General features: G+C 65.5%; 17 protein-coding genes and 1 pseudogene. 6 read left to right on the top strand and 12 right to left on the bottom strand.

What is annotated here, in order from left to right:
• Nucleotides 1-10: 10 nt before the first annotated feature.
• Both DU490_RS02815 and DU490_RS02820 read right to left on the bottom strand, forming a co-directional pair.
• Entirely contained in the window at nt 11-1,519 is a 1,509-nt protein-coding gene (locus tag DU490_RS02815; RefSeq protein ID WP_114572817.1) for an aldehyde dehydrogenase, read from the bottom strand.
• Nucleotides 1,516-2,760: a M20 family metallo-hydrolase gene (locus DU490_RS02820; RefSeq protein ID WP_114572818.1), complete on the bottom strand. Its 1,245-nt coding sequence runs from the start codon at nt 2,758-2,760 to the stop codon at nt 1,516-1,518. The genes DU490_RS02815 and DU490_RS02820 overlap by 4 nt, the downstream gene beginning before the upstream one ends.
• Nucleotides 2,761-2,964: 204 nt before the next feature.
• On the opposite strand from DU490_RS02820, the gene DU490_RS02825 reads away from it, so the two are divergent.
• From DU490_RS02825 to DU490_RS02840, 4 genes are all read left to right on the top strand, one after another.
• Nucleotides 2,965-4,362, top strand: coding sequence for an aminotransferase (locus DU490_RS02825; protein WP_114572819.1), 1,398 nt, complete (start codon nt 2,965-2,967; stop codon nt 4,360-4,362).
• Nucleotides 4,363-4,583: 221 nt separating this feature from the next.
• Nucleotides 4,584-5,930, top strand: a complete 1,347-nt coding sequence (locus tag DU490_RS02830) for a Na+/H+ antiporter NhaC family protein (RefSeq protein ID WP_114572820.1) — start codon at nt 4,584-4,586, stop codon at nt 5,928-5,930.
• Between the two features lie 20 nt (nt 5,931-5,950).
• Nucleotides 5,951-7,063, top strand: a complete 1,113-nt coding sequence (aguA, locus tag DU490_RS02835; protein WP_114572845.1) for an agmatine deiminase — start codon at nt 5,951-5,953, stop codon at nt 7,061-7,063.
• Between the two features lie 126 nt (nt 7,064-7,189).
• Entirely contained in the window at nt 7,190-7,642 is a 453-nt protein-coding gene (locus tag DU490_RS02840) for a hypothetical protein (protein WP_114572821.1), read from the top strand.
• A gap of 88 nt (nt 7,643-7,730) precedes the next feature.
• On the opposite strand, the gene DU490_RS02845 is transcribed toward DU490_RS02840, so the two are convergent.
• The 3 genes from DU490_RS02845 to DU490_RS02855 are packed head-to-tail and all read right to left on the bottom strand — an operon-like array spanning nt 7,731 to nt 11,441.
• Entirely contained in the window at nt 7,731-9,239 is a 1,509-nt protein-coding gene (locus DU490_RS02845) for an aldehyde dehydrogenase (RefSeq protein ID WP_114572822.1), read from the bottom strand.
• Nucleotides 9,236-10,627, bottom strand: coding sequence for an aspartate aminotransferase family protein (locus DU490_RS02850; protein WP_114572823.1), 1,392 nt, complete (start codon nt 10,625-10,627; stop codon nt 9,236-9,238). Before DU490_RS02850 ends, DU490_RS02845 begins: the two co-directional genes overlap by 4 nt.
• A 25-nt stretch (nt 10,628-10,652) precedes the next feature.
• Nucleotides 10,653-11,441 (bottom strand): gamma-glutamyl-gamma-aminobutyrate hydrolase family protein, encoded by a 789-nt coding sequence (locus DU490_RS02855; protein WP_114572824.1) that lies wholly within the window; start codon nt 11,439-11,441, stop codon nt 10,653-10,655.
• Nucleotides 11,442-11,687: 246 nt separating this feature from the next.
• On the opposite strand from DU490_RS02855, the gene DU490_RS02860 reads away from it, so the two are divergent.
• Nucleotides 11,688-13,064 (top strand): glutamine synthetase family protein, encoded by a 1,377-nt coding sequence (locus tag DU490_RS02860; protein ID WP_114572825.1) that lies wholly within the window; start codon nt 11,688-11,690, stop codon nt 13,062-13,064.
• Nucleotides 13,065-13,227: 163 nt separating this feature from the next.
• Complete coding sequence (locus DU490_RS02865; RefSeq protein ID WP_114572826.1) at nt 13,228-15,138, top strand: Na+/H+ antiporter NhaC family protein; 1,911 nt, start codon at nt 13,228-13,230, stop codon at nt 15,136-15,138.
• 137 nt (nt 15,139-15,275) lie between these two features.
• Here DU490_RS02865 and DU490_RS02870 read toward each other — a convergent pair whose 3' ends face one another.
• The 7 genes and pseudogenes from DU490_RS02870 to DU490_RS02900 form a co-directional block, all read right to left on the bottom strand.
• Nucleotides 15,276-15,854 carry a glycine zipper 2TM domain-containing protein gene (locus tag DU490_RS02870; protein WP_114572827.1) on the bottom strand — a complete coding sequence of 193 codons (579 nt, stop codon included), beginning with the start codon at nt 15,852-15,854 and terminating at the stop codon, nt 15,276-15,278.
• 399 nt (nt 15,855-16,253) lie between these two features.
• Complete coding sequence (locus tag DU490_RS02875) at nt 16,254-17,546, bottom strand: FAD-binding oxidoreductase (RefSeq protein WP_114572828.1); 1,293 nt, start codon at nt 17,544-17,546, stop codon at nt 16,254-16,256.
• Between the two features lie 151 nt (nt 17,547-17,697).
• The gene (locus tag DU490_RS02880) at nt 17,698-18,531 is read right to left on the bottom strand and encodes an ABC transporter permease subunit (RefSeq protein ID WP_114572829.1); all 834 of its coding nucleotides are present in this window, start codon (nt 18,529-18,531) and stop codon (nt 17,698-17,700) included.
• A gap of 2 nt (nt 18,532-18,533) precedes the next feature.
• Nucleotides 18,534-19,445 carry an ABC transporter permease subunit gene (locus DU490_RS02885; RefSeq protein ID WP_114572830.1) on the bottom strand — a complete coding sequence of 304 codons (912 nt, stop codon included), beginning with the start codon at nt 19,443-19,445 and terminating at the stop codon, nt 18,534-18,536.
• 52 nt (nt 19,446-19,497) lie between these two features.
• Entirely contained in the window at nt 19,498-20,679 is a 1,182-nt protein-coding gene (locus DU490_RS02890; RefSeq protein ID WP_114572831.1) for an ABC transporter ATP-binding protein, read from the bottom strand.
• 71 nt (nt 20,680-20,750) lie between these two features.
• Nucleotides 20,751-21,854 (bottom strand): polyamine ABC transporter substrate-binding protein, encoded by a 1,104-nt coding sequence (locus tag DU490_RS02895; protein WP_114572832.1) that lies wholly within the window; start codon nt 21,852-21,854, stop codon nt 20,751-20,753.
• A gap of 108 nt (nt 21,855-21,962) precedes the next feature.
• Nucleotides 21,963-22,243, bottom strand: a pseudogene (locus DU490_RS02900) (glutamine synthetase); the annotation flags it as partial.

Here is a 22,243-nt window from a genome sequence, read left to right on the forward strand (position 1 = left end):
GGAGGAGAATTCAGGGCGCAAGCGCCATCCACACGCTCTTGAGGTTGGCGTACTCCTCCAGGCTGTGGTGCGACTTGTCGCGCCCGTTGCCCGACTGCTTGACCCCACCGAACGGCATGGTCTGATCGCCACCGGCCCAGTTGTTGACGAATACCTGGCCCGACTGCAGCCGCCGGGTCACTCGCATGATGCGGTCGATATCCTGGCTCCATAGCCCCGCGGCAAGCCCGTAGGGCGTGTCGTTGGCCATGGCCACGGCCTCGTCCTCGCTGTCGAAGCCGAACACTGCCAGCACCGGGCCGAAGATCTCCTCGCGGCCGATGGTCATGGCCGGGGTCACCCCATCGAAGATGGTGGGCGGGATAAAGTAGCCAGGGCCTTCCAGGGCCTTGCCACCAGCGCGCAGCCGGGCGCCCTCCTCACGGCCCTTGGCGATATAGTCGAGCACCCGGCGATGCTGGGTCTCATCCACCATGGCGCCCATGAAACTCTCGGGATCCAGCGGGTCGCCGGGCTGCATGGCCTTGGCGGCCTCCACCACCTTGTCGACGAAGGCCTCGCGGATCGAGTTTTCCACCAGCAGGCGCGAGCCGGCGATGCACACCTCGCCCTGGTTATGGAAGATCGCCGCGGCGGCGTGCTGGGCCACCTGGTCCAGGTTCTTGCAGTCGGCAAACACGAGATTGGGGCTCTTGCCGCCGCACTCCAGGTAGACCCGCTTGAGGTTGGACTGACCGGCATACTGCATCAGCTGCTTGCCCACCTGGGTGGAGCCGGTGAAGGCCAGGCAGTCGACCTCCATGGAGAGCGCCAGCGCCTTGCCCACGGTATGGCCGAAGCCGGGCAGCACCTGGAAGGTGCCGCGGGGCAGGCCCGCCTCCCTGGCCAGCTGTGCCAGGCGCAGCGCGGAGAGCGGCGACTTCTCCGAGGGCTTGAGGATCACGCTGTTGCCGGCGGCCAGCGCCGGGGCGATCTTCCAGGCGGTCATCATCAGCGGGAAGTTCCACGGCACGATGGCCGCTACCACACCGATAGGCTCGCGCAGCACCATCGCCAGGGAGTCCTCGCCAGTGGGCGCCACCTCGCCGTAGAGCTTGTCGATGCACTCGGCCAGGTAGCGGATACAGGCGATGGCGCCGGCCATGTCGCCCAGCGAGCTCGAAACCGGCTTACCCATGTCGAGAGTATCGAGCAGCGCCAGCTCGTGCCTGTGGGCCTCCATCAGGTCGGCCAGACGCAGCAGCACCTCCTTGCGCTTGGCGGGTGCCAGACGGGACCATTCGCCACCGGAGAAGGCATCCCGGGCCACCGCCACGGCGCGCTCGGCATCCGGCGCATCGCAGCTGGCCACCTGGGCCAATATCTCGTTCGTTGCAGGATTGCGAGACTCGAAGGTGTCACCGCTCGTGGCATCAACGAAGACGTCGTCAATATAGGCGCGCGACTCGACGGCAAGCTCGGCGACCATGGCCTGCCAGTCGGCGTGTGTCGTGGGCATCGTTGGCCCTACGTAGCTCATACCGTTTCCTCCCGATTCGCCCGTTCGATCAAGGCATCGCAAAGCACCTCGGCGCCCAGGGCACAGTGCTCCGGGCTGGCGTACTCCGCCTCGTTATGACTGATGCCGTCGCGACAGGGAATAAAGATCATCGAAGTGGGGGCGACCCGGGAGACATAGACGGCGTCGTGGCCGGCGCCACTCATCATGCGGCGGTAAGGCACGCCCTGGGCCAGGGCGGCCCGCTCCACGGCATCGACGCAGCCGGCATCGAACTCGACGACAGGTGAGGCCCAGACCCGCTCGCTTCGGGTTTCGACGCCGAAGGTCTCAGCGACGGCTGCCAACTCTCGCTCGAAGAGGGCCTCCAAGGCATCCAGCTCCCTCTCTTCCACATGGCGCAGGTCGAGGGTGAAGCGCACCTCACCGGGGACGACGTTGCGGGAGGGGCTGTCGATATCAAGGCAGCCAACGGTGACCTTGCTTCCGCCGCTGGCGTCCGCCAGGGCATGGCTCTGCAGGCGATCGATCAACCGTGCTGCGCCAGCCAGGGCATCACGCCGATAGCCCATGGGCGTAGGGCCGGCGTGGGCTGTCTGGCCACGCAGGGTCACGTCGAACCAGCGCATGCCCTGGGCGCCAGTCACCACGCCGATGGCCTCGTTCTCCTCCTCCAACACCGGGCCCTGCTCGATATGCAGCTCGAAGTAGCCTGCCAGGCGCGGTTCGCCCACCGGCATCTCGCCGGCAAAACCGGTGGCCTCCAGGGCCTGGCCCAGGGTCACGCCATCGCAATCCTGGCGCGACAGGGCGTAGGCTTCGCTGAACTCCCCGGCAAAGGTGCCGGAAGCGACCATGGCCGGGGCGAAGCGGCTACCCTCCTCGTTGGTCCACACCACCAGCTCGAGGGGGCGCTCGGTGACCACGCCCTGGTCATGCAGAGAGCGGAACACCTCGAGCCCCGCCAGCACCCCGAGGATACCGTCGAAGCGCCCGCCCTTGGGCTGGGTATCCAGGTGACTGCCGGTAGCCACCGGATCCAGGTCGTCACGCCTGCCGGGGCGGCGGATAAAAAGGTTGCCGACCCGGTCGACACGCAGCGTGCAGCCTATCGCCTCGCACCACTCGATCAAAAGGCGCCGCCCGGCGGCGTCCTCCTCGGTGAGCGCCAGGCGGCAGCTGCCGCCGTTCGCGGTGGGGCCGATCTCGGCCATGGCCATCAGGCTCGACCAGAGCCGCTGGCCGTCGATAGAAACCGTCATGGGTGCCTCCCTTTTGATTGTTCCCAGTCACCCTAGGCGGGAAGGTCGCAGCGACGATATACCCCAATCAGGATATATTCCCGGCGCCTCGCCCCTCGCTAGTCTGCTCCTGACCTCAACGACTCATCTCAACGACTCATCTCAACGACTCATCTCAACGACTCATCTCAACAACGACGACACCGAACCTGCGAGGGCGAAACCATGAGCACCGAAACCCGGACCTACGATGCCCAAGCGCTGTGGCAGAAGGACAAGGATCATTTCATCCATCCCTTCACCGACTTCAGCCTGTTCCATGAGAAAGGCTGCGACCTGATCGTCGACAGCGACGGCATCTATGTGGAGGACGCCCACGGCAACCGCTTCATCGACGGCATCGCCGGCCTGTGGTGCGTCAACGTGGGCCACGGCCGTGCCGAGATCGGCCAGGCCATGGCCGAGCAGGCTACCCGCATGGCCTATTTCTCCACCTTCAACAACCTGTCGAACGCCCCGGCGGCGGAGCTGGCCGCCAAGCTCGCCGAGCTGGCACCGGCAAACCTCAACCACGTCTTCTTCAGTTGCGGCGGCTCGGCAGCCAACGACGCCACCATTCGCCTGGTGCACTACTACTTCAACCGCCTGGGCAAGCCGAGCAAGAAGCGTATCCTGTCACGCCGCAACGCCTATCATGGCACCACCTACCTGGCCGCCACCCTGACCGGCATCGAAAGCAACAACTGGGACTTCGACACCTTGGATCACCTGGTCACGCACCTGAGCGAAGCCAACCTCTATCGTCGGCCCAAGGGCATGAGCGAGGCGGAGTATTGCGATCATCTGGTGGACGAACTCGAGGAGAGCATCACCGAGATCGGCGCCGACAATATCGCCGCCTTTATCGCCGAGCCGATCATGGGCGCCGGCGGCGTGCTGATGGCCCCGTGCGGTTACCATGCCCGCATGCAGGCGGTGTGCCGCGCCAACGAGATCCTCTTTATCGCCGACGAGGTGGTCACCGGCTTCGGTCGCCTGGGCCACTTCTTCGCCTCCGAGGCGGTCTTCGATACCCAGCCGGACATCATCAACTGCGCCAAGGGCCTCTCCTCAGGCTACGCCCCCCTCGGTGCCACCCTGATATCCGACGCGATCTACGAGGTGCTGGGCACACCTCAGCGCAAGGGCGGCGTGCTGAGCACCGGCTTCACCTACTCCGGCCACCCGGTCAGCTGTGCCGCGGCACTCAAGAACATCGAGATCATCGAGCGCGAAGGCATCTGCGAGAACGTACTCGAGGTTGGGCCCTATCTCGAGCGAAAGCTCAAGAGCCTGGCACAGCACGAGACTGTCGGCGACGTACGCGGCAGCCATTTCATGCTGGCCATCGAGAACGTCGCCGACAAGGCCACCAGGGCGCTGCTTCCGGTAGAAGCGCGGGTCGGCGACAGGGTCGCCGCCGAGGCCCAGAAGCGGGGCCTGATCATTCGCCCGGTGGGTCACCTCAATATCCTCTCGCCGCCTCTGATCTGGGACCGCGATACCGTCGACCGGGTGGTCGATATCCTCGACGAGGCCTTCGCCGCCACCACGGCATCGCTACGCGCCGACGGCTTCCTCTAAGAGCTGCTTTCACCACCCAGCGAGGGAGATGAGCTTTTCCGGCGACAAGTCCCGGAGTGCCGGACCATCGCGAGGGCGCTGTGAACCCTTCCGTGGGCACTACTTTTGCCGTCCTGGCAAAAGACCCTCGCTTCGTCTTGCCCCCAGCGCTCATCTCTCTGCCCCAAGGCCGGCTGACCGGCTTTTGAGACAACGACCACAACGATAAAAGAGAGTCTTGTATGGAAACCTTTGGTGCCTGGAGCCTATTCCCCACCGCCGTGGTGCTGGGCATGGCCATTATCACCCGCCGTACCATCGAGTCCCTGCTGGCCGGGGCCCTGGTGGGGCTGCTCATGATCGAACCCACCACAGTGGTATCGCAGGGTTCGGACATCCTGCTAACGGTGCTTGGCAACGACACGGTGACCTGGATCATCCTGGTTTGTGGCCTGTTCGGCAGCCTGATCGCCCTGCTGGTCAAGACCGGCGGCGTGCTCAGCTTCGGCGACGCCGTCACCAAGCGTATCCACAGCCGACGCCAGAGCCTGCTGGCCACCTGGCTACTCGGCCTCGTCATCTTCGTCGACGACTACCTGAACGCGCTGACCATCAGCGCCTCCATGAAGAAGATCACCGACCGCTTCCAGGTCTCCCGGGAGAAGCTCGCCTATATCGTCGACTCCACCGCGGCGCCGATCTGCATCCTGGTGCCCTTCTCCACCTGGGCGGTGTTCTTCGCCGGCCTACTGGAGGAGAACAATGTCGCCGGCAACGGCATGGGCCTCTATATCGAGTCCATTCCCTATATGTTCTATGCCTGGGTGGCCGCTGCGCTGGTACCGCTGGTGGCCCTGGGCTGGATTCCCAACCTCGGCCCCATGAAGGCCGCCGAGGCCCGCGCCGCCGCCGGCCAGCTGATGCCGGCAGGCGTCGACGACAACGCCCTGGAGGTCGAGGACACCGGCAAGAAACGCCCGCACCTGCTTAACTTCCTGTTGCCCATCGCCACCCTGATCTTCTTCACCTGGTACTTCGAGATCGACATCCTGCGTGGCGTCATCGTGGCGCTGGCCGTGACCCTGGTACTGATCGGCGCCCAGCGGCTGCTGAGCTTCCACGACACCTTCGACACCGCCCTCGATGGCTTCAAGGCGATGATCATGCCGCTCGGCACCCTGGTGGCCGGCTTCACCCTCAAGGAGGTCAACGATGTACTGGGGCTCACCGACTATGTGATCGCCACCGTCCAGCCGCTGATGACCCCGGGCATGCTGCCGGCGGTGGTCTTCGTCACCATGGCATTCCTGGCCTTCGCCACCGGCTCCTTCTGGGGCATCTTCGCCGTGGCCATGCCCATCGTGCTGCCGCTCGCAGCCAGCATGGACAGCCATATGCCGCTGGTGATCGGCGCCCTGATCTCCGCCAGCGCCTTCGGCAGCCACGCCTGCTTCTACGGCGACTCCACGGTGCTCTCCGCCCAGGGCAGCGGCTGCACGCCCATGGCCCATGCCCTGACCCAGCTGCCCTATGTACTGATCGCCGCCTTCATCGCCGCCGGTATTTTCCTGATGGTCGGCCACCTGTGAGACCCGTTATGAACCAGCCAATGATCGACACTCCGACCGCCGAACCGACGCCCCGGACCCAGGGCTTCGCCATGCCCGCCGAGTTCGCCCCCCACGACGCCTGCTGGATGCTCTGGCCACAGCGCCCCGACACCTGGCGCTATGGGGCCAAGCCGGCCCAGCAGGCCTTCGTCAAAGTAGCCTGTGCCGTCGCCGAGAGCGAGGCGGTGTTCGTCGGCGTCAACGACGAGCAGTACGAGAACGCCCGCAACCAGCTGCCCGCCCATATCCGCGTGGTGGAACTCTCCAGCAACGACGCCTGGATGCGCGACATGGGCCCCACCTTCCTGACCCACCCGGATGGCCGCCTGGCCATGGTGGACTGGGTATTCAATGCCTGGGGCGGCCTCAAGGGGGGGCTCTACTTCCCCTGGGACAAGGACAAGCGCATCCGCACCAAGATCGCCGAGATGCTCGGCATCCCGCGCTTCGAGGCGCCGGTGGTGCTGGAGGGCGGCGCCATCCATGTGGACGGCGAGGGCACCCTGATCACCACCGAGGAGTGCCTGCTCAACGCCAACCGCAACCCCGATATGAGCCGCGAGGCGATGGAGCAGGTGCTCCGCGACTACCTGGGCATCGAGAAGGTGATCTGGCTGCCCCGGGGCTGCCACCTGGACGAGACCGACGGCCATGTGGACAACCTCTGCTGCTTCGTGGCCCCGGGCCAGGTGGCCCTGACTTGGTGCGACGATGCGTCGGATCCCCAGGCCGCCATCTCCCGGGAGGCCCTGGCGGTGCTAGAGGCCGCCACCGATGCCAAGGGCCGGCCGCTGACCGTGCATAAGCTGCCCCAGCCCGGGCCCCTGCATATCGCCGAGGACGAGGCCAGCGGCCTGGATCGCCTCAACAGCTCCCACCCGCGCCAGCCCGGCGATCGCATGGCCGGCTCCTACGTCAACTTCTATATCGGCAACTCGGTGGTGGTGATGCCGCTGCTCGACCCCGCCCGCGACGACGAGGCCCGGGCGATCCTCCAGGGGCTCTTCCCCGACAAGAAGGTGATCGGCGTGCCAGCCCGGGAGATCCTGCTGGGCGGCGGCAATATTCATTGCATTACCCAGCAGCAGCCCCGATCTAACCTGCCACGCTGAGACACCGGCTTGTCGGCCTTCGGTTCCTGCGGCATGCTATTGGCAGGCTCCCTTGAGAAGAGACCACACGCAGGTGGGCGAAGGCCTAAGCGAAGCTGGACACAACGATTCAACAGGAGCGCGGTAATGCTTGGAAAAAACTTGATCGGCATGGCACTCGTGGCTGGCATCCTGCCACTGACAGTTCTCGCCCAGGAGGACCCGGCGACAGAGGAACTCGATAACGGAATCATCGTTGAGGAGAGCCAGCCCGACACTCGAGAGCAGGCACTGGAAAGCCTCGACACGGCCAGCGAACAGACCCCTGAAGCAGCCAGCTTTGGCTTGGAGACCGCCCAGGAGGCGGTGAGTCAAGGCGGGGTCGACGGCCAGGCCATCAGCGATACGGCCAGCGAAGGGCGCAGCAGCGAGACCGCTGCCAGCGCCCGTGGCGAGGTCGGCGCCCCGGGTACCGAGAGTGCCGGTGGTCTCGGTGGTGGCAGTAGCGCTGGAGGTGGTGCCGGCGGCGGCGGTGGTGCCGGCGGCGGTGGTGCCGGCGGCGGTGGTGCCGGCGGTGGTGCTGGCGGCGGCCGCGGCTGATCAGCTTCGCGGCAGTCCCCAGGGACAACGAGGCCGGCCCCATGGGGCCGGCCTCGTTGCTGTAAAAAGCCTCTCCCGAGTGGCTCGCTCAGGTGGCGAGGCTGATCCAGACGCTCTTGAGCTCGGAGTACTCCTCCTGCGCATGGAGCGACTTGTCGCGCCCGTTGCCCGACTGCTTGACGCCGCCGAAGGGCGTGGTCTGGTCGCCCCCCGCCCAGTTGTTGACGAATACCTGACCCGACTGCAGCCGCCGGGTCACCCGCATGATGCGGTCGATGTCCTGGCTCCACAGCCCCGCGGCCAGGCCGTAGACGCTGTCGTTGGCCATGGCGATAGCCTCTTCCTCGTTGTCGAAGCCGAACACCGCCAGCACCGGGCCGAAGATCTCTTCGCGGCCGATGGTCATGGCCGGCGTCACGCCGTCGAACACCGTGGGCGGAATGAACAGCCCCGGTCCGTCGATCGCCTGGCCGCCGGTGCGCAGCCGCGCGCCCTCTTCCACGCCTTGGCGGATGTAGTCGAGGATGCGGCGATGCTGGGTCTCGTCGACGATGGCGCCCATGAAGCTATCCGGGTCGAGCGGGTCGCCCGGCTGCATGTTCTCGGCTGCTTTCAATATACGCTCGACGAATGCCTCACGAATACTGTTCTCCACCAGCAGCCGCGAGCCGGCGATACACACTTCGCCCTGGTTGTGGAAGATGGCTGCGGCGGCGTGGCTCGCCACCTTGTCCAGCTCCTTGCAGTCGGCAAACACGATGTTGGGCGACTTGCCGCCGCACTCCAGGTAGACCCGCTTGAGGTTGGACTGGCCGGCGTACTGCATCAGCTGCTTGCCCACCGCGGTGGAGCCGGTGAAGGTCAGGCAGTCCACCTCCATCGAGAGCGCCAGCGCCTTGCCCACGGTATGGCCGAAGCCGGGCAGTACCTGGAAGATGCCGTGGGGAATGCCGGCCTCGCGGGCCAGCTGCGCCAGGCGCAGCGCGGAAAGCGGCGATTTTTCCGAGGGCTTGAGGATCACGCTGTTGCCGGCGGCGAGCGCCGGGGCGATCTTCCAGGCGGTCATCATCAGCGGGAAGTTCCACGGCACGATGGCCGCCACCACCCCCAGGGGCTCGCGCATCACCAGCGCCAGCGCCTCCTCGCCGGTGGGCGCCACCTCGCCATAGAGCTTGTCGATAGACTCGGCCTGGTAGCGGATGCAGGCGATGGCGCCGGCCGTGTCGCCGAGCGAGCTCGCTACCGGCTTGCCCATGTCGAGGGTATCGAGCAGCGCCAGCTCATGCTTGTTGGCCTCCATCAGGTCGGCCAGGCGCAGCAGCGCCTTCTTGCGCTTGCCCGGCGCCAGGCGCGCCCAGTCGCCGCGGGCAAAGGCCGCCCGGGCCGCGGTCACCGCCGCCTCGGCATCGGCTGCATCGCAGCTCGCCACCTCGGCGAGCGCCTCGCCGGTGGCCGGGTTGACGGTGGTGAAGGTCTCGCCGCTCACGGCATCGACGAAGACATCGTCGATAAAGGCGCGGGTCTCCAGGCTCAGGGAGCCCGCCAGGGCGTGCCAGTCGTCGCGGGTCCTCGGGGACTCATTCGTGGAATGGCTCATGCGATGGACTCCTCGGTAGCGGGTTGGTGAAGGTCGGCCAGGGTGGCGTCCAGGGCGGCCCGAGCCTTGGTGACCAGCTCGTCGATCTCGTCGTGGGTGATCACCAGGGGCGGCGAGATGATCATGGTATCACCCACCGAGCGCATCACCAGACCGCCAGCGAAGCTGAAGTCTCGGCACAGGTTGCCCACCCCCTGCGCCTTGTCGAAGCGCTCGCCGGTCTCGGGGTCGATCAGCTCCAGGGCCCCCATCAGGCCGAGAGAGCGCGCATCGCCCACCAGCGGATGCTCGGCCAGTTCGCCCCAGCGCCTGGCCAGGTAGGGCCCCAGGTCGTCGCGGACCCGCTCCACCACGCCCTCGGCCTCGATCAGCTCCAGGTTCTTCAGCGCCACGGCGGCACAGGCGGGGTGTCCCGAGTAGGTAAAGCCGTGGAAGAACTCACCGCCCTCCTCGATCAAGGTCTCGGCCACCCGATCCCCCACCAGCACCCCCCCGATGGGCAGGTAGCCGGAAGAGAGCCCCTTGGCGATGGGCATCAGGTCGGGCTTGAGGTCGTAGTGGATGCTGCCGAACCACTCACCCAGGCGCCCGAAGCCGCAGATCACCTCGTCGGCCACCAGCAGGATATCGTACTTGGCCAGCACCGCCTTGACCGCCGGCCAGTAGCTTTCCGGCGGCATGATGGCGCCACCGGCCCCCTGCACCGGCTCGGCAATAAAGGCGGCAACGTTCTCCTCGCCGAGCTCCTGAATCTTCGCCTCCAGGGCCGCGGCGCACTCGTGACCGAACGCCTCGGGATCCTGCCCCTTTCCCTCACCGAACCGCCCTTCACCAAACCAATAGGGCTGGCGCACATGGGCGATGCCCGGCACGCAGGGACCACCCTGGGCGTGCATGGGCGCCATGCCGCCCAGGCTCATGCCCGCCACCGTGGAGCCGTGGTAGGCGTTCTCGCGGCCGATGATCCACTGCTTCTGTGGCTGGCCCTTCAGCGCCCAGTAGCGGCGCACCATGCGCAGCACGGTATCGTTGGCCTCGGAGCCGGAGCCGGTGAAGAACACATGGTTGATATGCGCCGGGGCGAGGTCACACAGCTTCTCGGCCAGCTTCACCGCCGGCGGGTGGGTGGTCTTGAAGAAGTTGTTGTAGTAGGGCAGTCGCTCGAGCTGCGCGGTGGCGGCCTCAACCAATTCGTGGCGCCCGTAGCCCAGGTTGACGCACCACAGGCCGGCCATGCCGTCGAGGATGCGATTGCCCTCGCTGTCATAGATATAGACGCCCTCGGCGCGCTCGATGATGCGGCTGCCCTCCTCCCCCAGCGCCTTGAAGTCGGTGAAGGGGTGCAGGTGGTGGGCGCGGTCCAGCGCCTGATAGTCACGAGTATTCATGGGTAACGTCTCCAGAAAGGGGCACTCAGGCCAGCTGGGTGGTGGATGGGGAGTGAGCAGCGCCCTGATGGGCACGGCAAGCCTCGGCGAAGCCGCGGAACAGGGCGTCGTGGAGGGCATGCTCACGGGGCTGCCACTCCGGGTGCCACTGCACCGCCAGGGCGAAGGTGGCGGCATCCGACACCGATACCGCCTCGATCAGGCCGTCCGGGGCCCAGGCCTCGGCCACCAGCCCCTCGCCCAGGCGATCGACACCCTGCTGATGCAGGGAATTGACCCGCGAGCGGGTGTCGCCGAGAAGCGCAGCCAGCGGCCCACCGACGCGAATCTCCAGATCATGCACCGGCGAATACTGGGCCGCCTTGTCGGCGCCGCCGGGCTCGCGGTGATCGAGCATGCCGGGCACCGCCTGCACCGCCTGATGCAGGCTACCGCCGAAGGCCACATTGAGTTCCTGGAAACCGCGGCAGATGCCGAATAGCGGCAGCGCAAGGGCCAGGGCCTCGTGGATCCAGGTCAGGGCTGCGGCGTCGCGATGCCGATCGTCCCGGGTATTCTGGGGCGCGCGCTCGGCGCCATAGCGATGGGGCTCCACATTGGTGTAGCTGCCGGTCAGCAGCAGCCCATCGACCCGGGAGAGCAGCTCACGGGCCGTCTCGCGGTCATTCTCCTGATCGCTCCACACCGGCAAGATCACCGGGTTCAGCCCATACTCACGCAGGGCGCTCAGGTATTTCTCGGTCACCATCTGGGCGGCATGCCCCTCTACCTCTCGGCGGCAAGCAATCACCCCCACCAGGGGTCGTGTCGTCATGGCTGGCTCCTCGCAGGATCGCTCAGGCGTTGTTATGGTTTACTCAACATACCGCTGTTGATTTATCTTTCCAAGCATCTCACTGGCAAATCCAGATAAAAATAATCAACTATATGTTTTTTAATGATATTAACCGAATCACTAAAAAACCGAAGACCGAAAAAGCGTAAAGGATTTGACAACACGAACCTACCAAGAAAGGATAAGGGTCATCAACAACGACCATAAGCCCCATAGGTGAGCGCCATGTCTTCCACTCCCACCGATGACGTCCAGGCCTTTCTCGACCGCCACCCGGAGATCGACAGCTTCGACCTGCTGATCAGCGACCTCAATGGCGTCATCCGCGGCAAGCGCATCCCCCGGGATAACCTGGCCAAGGCCTACAGCAGCGGCATCGCCCTGCCCGCCTCGGTCTTCGCCCTGGATATCAACGGCAATACCATCGAGGAAACCGGCCTGGGCCTGGCCACCGGCGACGGCGACCGCCTCTGCCGACCGATTCCCGACAGCCTGATGCCAGTGCCCTGGCTACGCGGCGGCCGCCATGGTCAGCTACTGATGACCATGGTGGAACCCGACGAGTCGCCCTTCTTCGCCGATCCCCGTCAGGTTCTCACCCAGGTATTGAAGCGCCTGACCGCCATGGGCCTGACCCCGGTGGTGGCGCTGGAACTGGAGTTCTACCTGGTGGACCGGGCGCGCACGCCCTCAGGCGCAATACAGCCGCCCTGCTCACCCCGCAGCGGCGAGCGCGCCACCCAGAGCCAGCTCTACTCGATCCAGGAGCTCGACGAGTACGCCGACTTCCTCGACGACATCCAGTCCGCGGCCCAGATCCAGGACCTGCCGCTGGATACCGCACTCAAAGAGTGCGCACCGGGCCAGTTCGAGATCAACCTGGTGCACTGCGACGATGCCCTTCGGGCCTGCGACAGCGCCGTGCTACTCAAGCGGCTGATCAAGGGCGTGGCGCTGACCCACGGCTTCGAGGCCACCTTCATGGCCAAGCCCTATGGACTGGAAGCCGGCAACGGCACCCATGTGCATATCAGCCTACTGGACGCCGAGGGCAAAAACGTCTTTAGCGAGCCGAATGAGGAGGTCCTTGGTAGCGCCCGCCTCAACCAGGCGGTGGCCGGCCTGCTGGAGCACATGCCCAGCTCCATGGCGCTCTTTGCCCCCAACCTCAACTCCTTCCGCCGACTGCAACCGGGGCTCTATGTGCCCATGGCCCCCACCTGGGGCTTCGACAACCGTTCGGTGGCTCTGCGCGTTCCCTCCGGGCCGCGGACGGCGCGACGCATCGAGCACCGGGTGGCCGGCGCCGACGTCAACCCCTACCTGCTGCTGGCCACCCTGCTAGCCTCCCTGCATGACGGCCTGAGCCGGGAGCTGACCCCACCGCCGGCGATCACCGGCAACGCCTATGAGCAGGTGGAAGACAGCCTGACCAACAGCTGGCAGCAGGCTCTGGATCTGCTGGAGGCGGACGAGGTGTTGGGCGAGGCCCTGGGCCGCGAGTTTATCCACGTCTTCGTGGCCAACCGCCGGGCCGAGCGGGCCCAGGCCATGCAGGCGGTGAGTCAGCTTGAGTACGACTGGTATCTACGCCACGTCTAACCACTGGCCGAAAAGTGGCTGCGCGTACTTTTCAGCCTAGCGGCCTGCCCTGATCCACTCGGCGCACAACTTCAAGAAAACACGGAATCTCCGGCTCGTGATACGAGCCGGCGGGCCGGGATTTGCCCATCCAAACGACCGCCACAACAATGAGGCAACCTCCATGGAAACCCCGAAACGACGACTCTGGCTGACGAGCCTGCTACTCCTGCTGTTGATGGCCGCCGGCCCCCTGCTGGCCGATGACCGCCTGTCGACGCCCGGCCTGATCCTCCAGGGCGTGGGCTTCGAGATCGAGGTCGGCGCCGGCCACCGCCTGACCCTGGATGGCCAACCGCTGACGCTAACCGAAGGCGAGGCGGGCCAGTGGCTCGCCGAGGCGACCCTCGGCGAGGGGGCCGGGGTGCTGGAGCTCTTCGATGCCCAGGGCCAGTTGCTGGAGCGCCAGGAGCTCTCCGCCATTCCCGCCTGGCTATCGCTGGTGCCGGCACTCACCGCCATCGGCATCGCCCTGGTATTCCGCCAGGTGATCGTGGCGCTCTTCCTGGGGATCCTGCTGGGGGGCTGGATCTACCACGGCATGAGTGCCGGGGCACTGTTCACCGCCTTCAACGAGACGGTGAGCGTGCACCTGCTGGAAGCCGCCAGCGACAGCGAGCATATGGCGGTGGTGCTCTTCTGCCTGCTGATCGGCGGCATGGTGGGCATCATCTCGCGCAACGGCGGTACCCAGGGCATCGCGGCGCGCATTACCTGCTATGTTCACAACCGACGCCAGGCCCAGGCCACCGCCGGCCTGCTGGGGCTGGCCATCTTCTTCGACGACTATGCCAATGCGCTGATCGTCGGCAACACCATGCGCAATATCTTCGACAAGCTGCGCATCTCCCGGGCCAAGCTGGCCTATATCGTCGACTGTACCGCGGCGCCGGTCTCGGCGGTACTGCTGGTGACCACCTGGATCGGCTTCCAGGTGGGCCTGATCCAGCAGGCCATGAGCGATATCGATGGCTGGAACGAGCCCGCCTACACCGTCTTTATCAAGTCCCTGCCCTATAACTTCTACCCCTTCCTGGCGGTGGCTTTCGTCTTCCTGCTGCTGTGGAGTCGCCGCGACTTCGGCCCCATGCTGGTCGCCGAACGCCGTGCCCTGGCCGGTCAAGCTAGCCGCTCACCGATGACGCCCCGGGAGGCGGTGGTGGAAGAGGCCGAGATCGAGACCAAGCCGGGCATTCCCCTGCGCGCCACCAATGCGGTGATTCCCATGCTGGTGCTGGTGGCCTTTACCATCGGCGGTATCTATACCACCGGCTCCGCCGAGCTGGGTGCGGGAGATCACGGCATACAAGATATCTTCGGGGAGGGCGACGCCTTCGCCGCCATGATGTGGGGCTCGCTGGCCGCCTGTATCACTGCCGTAGTGATGACCATGGCTCAGCGACTGATGACCATGAGCGAGACCACTCACTACTGGTTCGAGGGGGTCAAGTCGATGCTGCTGCCCCTGACCATCCTGATGATGGCCTGGGCCCTGGCCAACGTGAATGCCTCCCTGGGTACCAGCGACTTCCTGATCGCCGCCCTGGGCGAGGCACTCTCACCCCAGTGGTTGCCGGCCGCCATCTTCACCCTGGCCGCCTTTACCGCCTTCGCCACCGGCTCCTCCTGGGGGGTGATGGGGATCATGATGCCGTTGACCGTTCCCCTAGCCTGGGCGGTCCTCGAGCTCCATGGCCTGGCGGGAACCGCCGAAGGCATGCCGCTGCTCTATGCCTCGGTGGCCGGCGTGCTGGCCGGCGCGGTCTGGGGGGACCACTGCTCGCCGCTGGCCGAGTCGACCCTGCTGGCGGCCATGGCCAGCGGCTGCGACCTGATCGAGCATGTACGCACCCAGCTGCCCTATGCCCTGCTGGTGGGAATAGTGGCACTACTGTTCGGTAGCGTGGCGGTGGGCCATGGCGTCAGCTGGTGGCTGGGCCTGATCGTTGGCCTGATCGTGCTGGCCCTGGCCCTGCGACTACTGGGCAAGCGCGCCGAGGATAGCGTCGCCGAGACCAGGCCCGCGATCGCCTGAAGCGTCGTACACAGAAACGCCAAGGGGGCCGCGACTGCGGCCCCCTTGGCGTTTAGGGTGCCTGCGTAATGTCTAGTGAAAACAACGACGCCCCGGCATGGGCCGAGGCGTCGCGGGTCGACGCAGTGTGGGCGCGATCAGCCTTCGTTGGTGATCTGACTCTCCCAGCGGGGCCGACCATCCTCGATGAGAACACGGTCGCCCTGGGGCGGGGCCTCCACACGGCTGGTCTGTACCACGTCGCCGTAGCGCCAGGTAACGTCATAGCCGAGGGTTTCCTGGTGCGAATCCATCACCGTATGACACTGCCGCTGCGTGGTCGTGTAGGTCTGGGGCGCCTGATTGGCCTCGATGCGGCCCTGCACTTCGCGCCCCGCCAGGCCGCCACCCACCACACCGGCAACCGTGGCCAGTGTCTTGCCGCTGCCGCCCCCGATCTGGTTGCCCAGCAGGCCACCCACCACGGCACCGGCAGCCGTACCGGCGATACGGTTCGGGTCGCGGCTGGGCTGCTGTGGCGCAGCCTGGCTTACCACGATGTCCTCGCATACCTCGCGGGGCGTCTCGACGCTGCGTGTCACGCGCTCCATGCCGACTATGTCGGCATACTGGGGGCCGCTTTCCTGGGATGGCTGCTGTACCTGCCAGGCACCAAACGCCAGGCCACCCAGGCCGAAAACGGCCAATGTCACACCGACTACGGTTGATTTGTTCATCTGTCACCTCCTCTGTGGCGCACGGCACCATGCCGACAAAATACGGGGGTCGGCTCCGGCGATATGCGGCGAGTGCGATGAGGGACGGCGCATCCGGCGCCGCCAGGGGAGTAGAGATCAGTATACGCTGTCGCGAAGTGTAAAGATGTGCCCAGGCATCACTTCCACAATTTCTGACCAGGCGTCGGCGGAAGGCGACAGTCTTAGTGCACTATCTGAAAAGTCGGCGAGCGAAGGACAGGGCTAGGCCCGTTCCCTACGGGCCAACGCACTTCCCACACCCATGTGGGTCGCAAGGCAAAAATCGGCAAAAAGACGGAGTTTACGGGGGTGTAAATGAGTACTTTGAGCCGATTTTTAACGCCGTATGGCCGAGCGCAGCCAGTTTTCGGACAGTGCCTAGTATCCCAGACGGTCACGCAGCGAGTAGTACCAGGCGCCTAGCGCCGAGAAGGGTACCCGCAGCAGGCGCCCGCCCGGGAAGGGCAGGTGCGGCAGGCCGGCGAAGGCATCGAAACGTTCGCTCTCGCCGCACATCGTCTCGGCGATCAGCTTGCCGGCCAGGTGCGAGCAGGTGACGCCATGGCCGGAGTAGCCCTGAGCGAAATAGACATTGTTGTTGAGCCGGCCGAACTGGGGCAGGCGATTCAGCGTCAGCAGGAAGTTACCGCTCCAGGCATAGTCCACCTTGACGTCGGCCAACTGCGGGAAGGTCTTCGCCAGCTTGGGGCGAATCACCGATTCGATGCTGGCCAGATCCTGGCCGCCATAGCTGACGCCGCCGCCGTAGAGCAGGCGGTTGTCGGCGGTCAGGCGATAATAGTCGAGCAGGTAGTTGCAGTCCTCCACCGCCATGCCGTTGGGCAGCAGTGCCCGGGCGGTGGCCTCGTCCAGGGGCTCGGTGGTGACGATCTGGGTGCCACAGGGCATCGACTTGTTTTCCAGCGACGGAAGCAGGCCCTGCATATAGGCGTTGCCCGCCAGTACCACCCGCTGGGCGCGCACCTCGCCGCCGGGGGTGGTCAGCACCACCGGCTCGCCGTGGGTCAGCTTGAGCACCGGGCTCTGCTCATGGATCACCCCGCCCAGGGCCTCGAAGGCGGCGGCCTGGCCCAGCACCAGGTTGAGGGGATGGATATGGCCCCCGGAGTGGTCGACCAGGGCCCCGGTGTAGCGCTCGCTGCCCACCTCCCGCTTGACCGCCTCCCCCTCCAGCAGCTCCAACTGGTCATGGCCGTAGCGCTCCCAGAGCGCCTGATGCTCGCGCAACCCTTCGAGCTGCTTGGCATTGCAGGCGGCGAAGAGGTTGCCCTCCTTGAGGTCGCAGGCAATATCGTACTGGGCGATGCGCTCACGAATGATGCGATTGCCCTCGAAGGCCATGCTGCCCAGGGCCCGGGCGGTGTCATCGCCATACTTGCTCTCGATCACGTCCATATCGCGGCTGTAGCTGTTGACCAGTTGGCCGCCGTTGCGCCCGGAGGCGCCGAAGCCGACCCGGGCCGCCTCCAGCACCACCACCGACTGGCCCTGCTCGGCCAGGTGCAAGGCGGCGGAGATGCCGGTGAAACCGGCCCCCACCACGCAGATATCGCACTCCACGCGCCCGCTGACCGGGGGACGCTCGGGGCTGGGGTTGGCGGAGGCGGCATAGTAAGAGGCCACATGATGGGTAGGCTGCTGGGCGGACATCGGCTCGCTCCCTTTGTGTTGATTATTCTTTCCATGCTATCACAGCCCAGCACGACAAGAGAGGCAGGGAACATCAAAAAAATGACCCCTGATGCGATATCAGGGGCCATCGATGCCTCAGCATACGTCAACTATCAAACAACACTCGACATCACGCCTCCTGCATCGCCAGCTGCATCGCCTGGCGCCGCTTGGCCTCGCTGCGGCGCATAAAGTACCAGGCCAGGAAGGTAGCCAGCGACACCGCCAGGATGATCAGAGTGGCCAGGGCATTGATCTTCGGCGAGACCCCCAGGCGCACCGAGGAGAAGACCACCATGGGTAGGGTCGTGGCCCCGGGCCCGGAGACGAAACTGGCGATCACCAGGTCATCCAGGGAGAGGGTGAAGGCCAGGAGCCAACCGGCCGCCAGCGCCGGGGAGATCACCGGCAGGGTGATCTGGAAGAAGGTCTTCACCGGCGGCGCCCCCAGGTCCATGGCCGCCTCCTCCAGGGAGAGATCCACCTCCCTTAGCCGCGAGGAGACCACCACCGCCACATAGGCGCTGCAGAAGGTGGTATGGGCGATCCAGATGGTCACCATGCCGCGATCCGCCGGCCAGCCGATCAGCTGCGCCATATGCACGAAAAGCAGCAGCAGCGAGAGGCCGGTGATCACCTCCGGCATCACCAGGGGGGCGGTGATCATGCTGGAGAGCGCCGTCTTGCCGCGGAAGCGACCGAAGCGCACCATCACGAAGGCGGCGAGGGTCCCCAGACAGACCGCCATGCTGGCGGAGAAGAAGGCGATGCGCAGGCTGCTCCAGACCGCATCGAGGATCTGCTGGTCGCGGAATAGCTCGATATACCAATGCCCGGAGAAGCCCGCCCACACCGTCACCAGGCGCGAGGCGTTGAAGGAATAGATCACCAGGATCAGCATCGGCAGGTAGAGGAACAGCAGCCCCAGGATCAGCATCACCGTGGTAAAGGATGGCTTTCTCATGGTCACTCCTTGAGTTCACGGGACTGGTAGCGATGGAAGAGCGCGATGGGGATCAACAGCAGCGCCAGCATGACCATGGCCAGTGCCGAGGCCACGGGCCAGTCTCGGTTGTTGAAGAACTCTTCCCACAACACCTTGCCGATCATCAGCGTATCGGGGCCGCCCAGCAGCTCGGGAATCACGTACTCCCCCACCGCCGGAATAAACACCAGCATGGAGCCGGCGATGATCCCGCCCTTGGAGAGCGGCAGGGTCACCCTGAGGAAGGTATTGACGCTGCGCGAACCGAGGTCCGAGGCGGCCTCCAGCAGGGAGCCATCGAGGCGGGTCAGGTTGGCGTAGAGCGGCAGCACCATGAAGGGCAGGTAGGCATAGACGATGCCGAGGATCACCGCGAAGTTGGTGTTCATCATGCGGATCGGCGAGTCGATCAGCCCCAGCCACAGCAGGGTATTGTTGATTAGGCCGTTGTTGCTGAGGATGCCCATCCAGGCATAGACCCGGATCAAAAAGGAGGTCCAGGAGGGCAGCATCACCAGCAACAGCAGCACCAGCTGCCAGTGGGCCGGCGCCCGGGCCATGGCATAGGCCATGGGGTAGCCGATCAGCAGGCAGGCCAGGGTCGAGACGAAGGCGATCTTCAGCGACCCCCAGTAGGCCGACACATAGAGGCTGTCGGACATCAGGAAGAGGTAGTTGCCGAAGGTCACCACCAGGCTCAGGGTCTCGGCGCCGAAATCCACCATGGAGCTGTAGGGCGGAATGGCGATGGCCGCCTCGGAGAGGCTGATCTTGAGCACGATGCCGAAGGGCAGCAGGAAGAACAGGGTCAGCCATAGCAGGGGCACGGCGATAACCCAGCCGCGGCGGGGCTTGAGCCACCGCCGCAGGCGTTGCGAAGTCAGGGCAGGCATAAGTCGTCTCCGATCGGGAGCGGGGAATCCAGGGTCGGCGAGTCGCGCAGTGCTAGTCGCGCAAGACGACGGCGCTGCGTTCATCCCAGTGGATATAGACCGCATCGCCCCAACTGGGACGCTCGCTGCGCCGGGTGGTATTGGCCAGGCTCACCTTGACCAGGTGGCCCTGCTCGGTGCGCACGAAATAGACCGAGAGCCCGCCCAGGTAGGCGATGTCCTCCACCGTGCCGGCGGTCCAGTTGAAGTCACCCTCGGGTCGCTCACGACTCAACAGGGTCTTCTCCGGGCGCACCGCCACCCAGACGCCGCGCTCGTCGGCGGGGGTGCTGATGCCGTGATCGATGCGGATACGCCGCCCCAGCTCGGGGCTGTCGATGATGCAATGATCCGCCTCGTCCACCACGATCTCCCCGGCGAACAGATTCACGGTACCGACGAACTCCGCCACCATACGGTTGGCTGGGCTCTCGTAGACGTCCATGGGCGAGCCCACCTGGACGATCCAGCCGTCGGACATGATCGCCACCCGGTCGGCCATGGTCATGGCCTCCTCCTGGTCGTGGGTGACCATGATGCAGGTCACCCCGACCCGCTCGAGGATCTCCACCACCTCCAGCTGCATCTCGGTGCGCAGCTTCTTGTCCAGGGCGCCCATGGGCTCATCGAGCAGCAGCAGGCTGGGGCGCTTGGCCAGGGAGCGGGCCAGGGCCACCCGCTGGCGCTGGCCGCCGGAGAGCTGGTGGGGCTTGCGCTTGGCGAAGCCCTCCATGTGCACCAGCTTGAGCATCTCGGCGACCCGCTCACGAATCTCCGCCTTGGACAGCTTGTCCTGCTTGAGGCCGAAGGCGATATTCTCGGCCACCGTCATATGCGGGAAGAGCGCATAGGACTGGAACATCATATTGATGGCCCGCTCATAGGGGGGCGTGCGGGAAATATCCTGCCCCTCCAGCAGGATCTGTCCCTCGCTGGGTTTCTCGAAGCCGGCCAGTATGCGCAGCAGCGTCGACTTGCCGGAGCCGGAACCCCCCAGCAGGGCGAAGATCTCGCCGCGACGAATGGTCAGGTTGACGTCATCCACCGCCAGCACCTCATCGAAGCGCTTGCTGACGCGGCGGATCTCCATCAGCGCCTCCTTCCGGACACGCGAACTCTTGCCCGATGAGGCCAGGGCCTCGTTCGCCGGACGCGCCTGGGCGGGGGTATCGGCCAGGGTCATGGGTTGGGTCATTGCACTACTCTCCAGGACATCCGCAAGGGAAAGCGGCCGCCCCTCTATATGGCGAAGGGGCGGCGCGCCGATCAGTTACCGGACTTGACCCGGTTCCAGGTGCGGGTGATGACCCGCTGGGCGGCGAGCGGCTTGGCCTTGGCCACGAACAGCTTCTCCATCACCTCCTCGGTGGGGTAGATGGAGGCATCGTTCAGGATCTCCTCGGGCAGATGGTCGTTGGCGCCCCGGTTGGGGTTGGCGAAGAGCACGTACTCGGTGATGCTGGCGGCGATCTCCGGTTCGAGGATAAAGTTGATAAAGGCGTGGGCGTTCTCCGGGTTGGGTGCATCGGCGGGGATGGCCATCAGGTCGAACCACAGCGCCGCCCCCTCCTTGGGAATGGTGTAGGCGATCTCGTGGCCGTTGCCGGCCTCCTCGGCACGATCGGCGGCCTGGAAGACGTCACCGGAATAGCCGGCAGCCACGCAGAGGTCGCCATTGGCCAGGTCGGAGATATAGCGGGAGGAGTGGAAGTAGGTGATATGCTCGCGCACCGCGGCGATGGTATCGCCGGCCTGGGCAATATCATCGGCGTCGGTGCTGTGGGGGTCGAGTCCCAGGTAGGCCATCGCCGCCGGCAGCATCTCGTCGCCGGAGTCGAGCATGGAGATACCGCAACCCGCCGCGTGCAGGGCCCCGGTCACCTCCGGGTCGAAGAGCAGCGCCCAGGAGTCCAGGGGAGCGTCATCGCCGAGGATCTCCTGAAGGCGACCCGCGTTGTAGCCGATGCCGTTGGTACCCCACATATAGGGGATGGAGTAGTGGCTGCCGGAATCCACGCTATCCAACTCGGTGAGCAGGGCCGGATCCAGGTTGACCCTATTGGGCAACTGGTCATGATCCAGCTCCCGATAGACCCCGGCGGCCATCTGCCGCACCAGATAATGGTTGGAGGGGATCACCACGTCATAGCCGGAGCGCCCGGAGAGCAGCGCCGCCTCCAGCACCTCGTTGCTGTCGAAGACGTCGTAGATCACGCGGATGCCGGTCTCGGCGGTGAATCGCTCCAGGGTATCCTCGGCGATATAGTCGGACCAGTTGTAGACTCGTACCTCGTTGGCCTGGACGGCCGCGGCGGCCAGGGTCAGGGAGGCCGCGGCAACGGCCAGGGACAGCTTGCGTTGGTAGGACATCTTGGCACCTCAGTGTCGTTGTTGTTGGTTTCCGGGAATACACCCTCCCAGCCTATCCGGGCCGCCCCGTGACGGTCTCAACGGGGCGGAGCCAGAGGCGGCCGGGCCTTACACGCTAAGCAGCAGGAACTCCCGCTCCCAGGAGCTGATCACCCGTTTGAAGTTCTCGTTCTCCACCCGTTTCACCGCCACATAACCGCGCAGGAACTTGCCGCCCAGCAACTCCTCGAGCTCGGCACAGTGTTCCATGCGCTCGAGGGCATGCTCCAGGGTAAAGGGCAGGCGCATGTTGCGACGCTCGAACGCCCGCCCTCGCACCGGCGCCGACGGGTTCAGCCCCTGCTCCATGCCGAGGTAGCCGCACAGCAGACTGGCGGCAATGGCCAGAT

The sequence above is a fragment of the Halomonas sp. DQ26W genome (genome assembly GCF_003339685.1).
GTDB lineage: Bacteria > Pseudomonadota > Gammaproteobacteria > Pseudomonadales > Halomonadaceae > Halomonas.

Bases quoted from the DNA above. Each gene is read 5' to 3' on its own strand.
- DU490_RS02815 (WP_114572817.1), bottom strand. From the start codon at position 1,519: ATGAGCTACGTAGGGCCAACGATGCCCACGACACACGCCGACTGGCAG.
- DU490_RS02820 (WP_114572818.1), bottom strand. From the start codon at position 2,760: ATGACGGTTTCTATCGACGGCCAGCGGCTCTGGTCGAGCCTGATGGCC.
- DU490_RS02825 (WP_114572819.1), top strand. From the start codon at position 2,965: ATGAGCACCGAAACCCGGACCTACGATGCCCAAGCGCTGTGGCAGAAG.
- DU490_RS02830 (WP_114572820.1), top strand. From the start codon at position 4,584: ATGGAAACCTTTGGTGCCTGGAGCCTATTCCCCACCGCCGTGGTGCTG.
- aguA (WP_114572845.1), top strand. From the start codon at position 5,951: ATGATCGACACTCCGACCGCCGAACCGACGCCCCGGACCCAGGGCTTC.
- DU490_RS02840 (WP_114572821.1), top strand. From the start codon at position 7,190: ATGCTTGGAAAAAACTTGATCGGCATGGCACTCGTGGCTGGCATCCTG.
- DU490_RS02845 (WP_114572822.1), bottom strand. From the start codon at position 9,239: ATGAGCCATTCCACGAATGAGTCCCCGAGGACCCGCGACGACTGGCAC.
- DU490_RS02850 (WP_114572823.1), bottom strand. From the start codon at position 10,627: ATGAATACTCGTGACTATCAGGCGCTGGACCGCGCCCACCACCTGCAC.
- DU490_RS02855 (WP_114572824.1), bottom strand. From the start codon at position 11,441: ATGACGACACGACCCCTGGTGGGGGTGATTGCTTGCCGCCGAGAGGTA.
- DU490_RS02860 (WP_114572825.1), top strand. From the start codon at position 11,688: ATGTCTTCCACTCCCACCGATGACGTCCAGGCCTTTCTCGACCGCCAC.
- DU490_RS02865 (WP_114572826.1), top strand. From the start codon at position 13,228: ATGGAAACCCCGAAACGACGACTCTGGCTGACGAGCCTGCTACTCCTG.
- DU490_RS02870 (WP_114572827.1), bottom strand. From the start codon at position 15,854: ATGAACAAATCAACCGTAGTCGGTGTGACATTGGCCGTTTTCGGCCTG.
- DU490_RS02875 (WP_114572828.1), bottom strand. From the start codon at position 17,546: ATGTCCGCCCAGCAGCCTACCCATCATGTGGCCTCTTACTATGCCGCC.
- DU490_RS02880 (WP_114572829.1), bottom strand. From the start codon at position 18,531: ATGAGAAAGCCATCCTTTACCACGGTGATGCTGATCCTGGGGCTGCTG.
- DU490_RS02885 (WP_114572830.1), bottom strand. From the start codon at position 19,445: ATGCCTGCCCTGACTTCGCAACGCCTGCGGCGGTGGCTCAAGCCCCGC.
- DU490_RS02890 (WP_114572831.1), bottom strand. From the start codon at position 20,679: ATGACCCAACCCATGACCCTGGCCGATACCCCCGCCCAGGCGCGTCCG.
- DU490_RS02895 (WP_114572832.1), bottom strand. From the start codon at position 21,854: ATGTCCTACCAACGCAAGCTGTCCCTGGCCGTTGCCGCGGCCTCCCTG.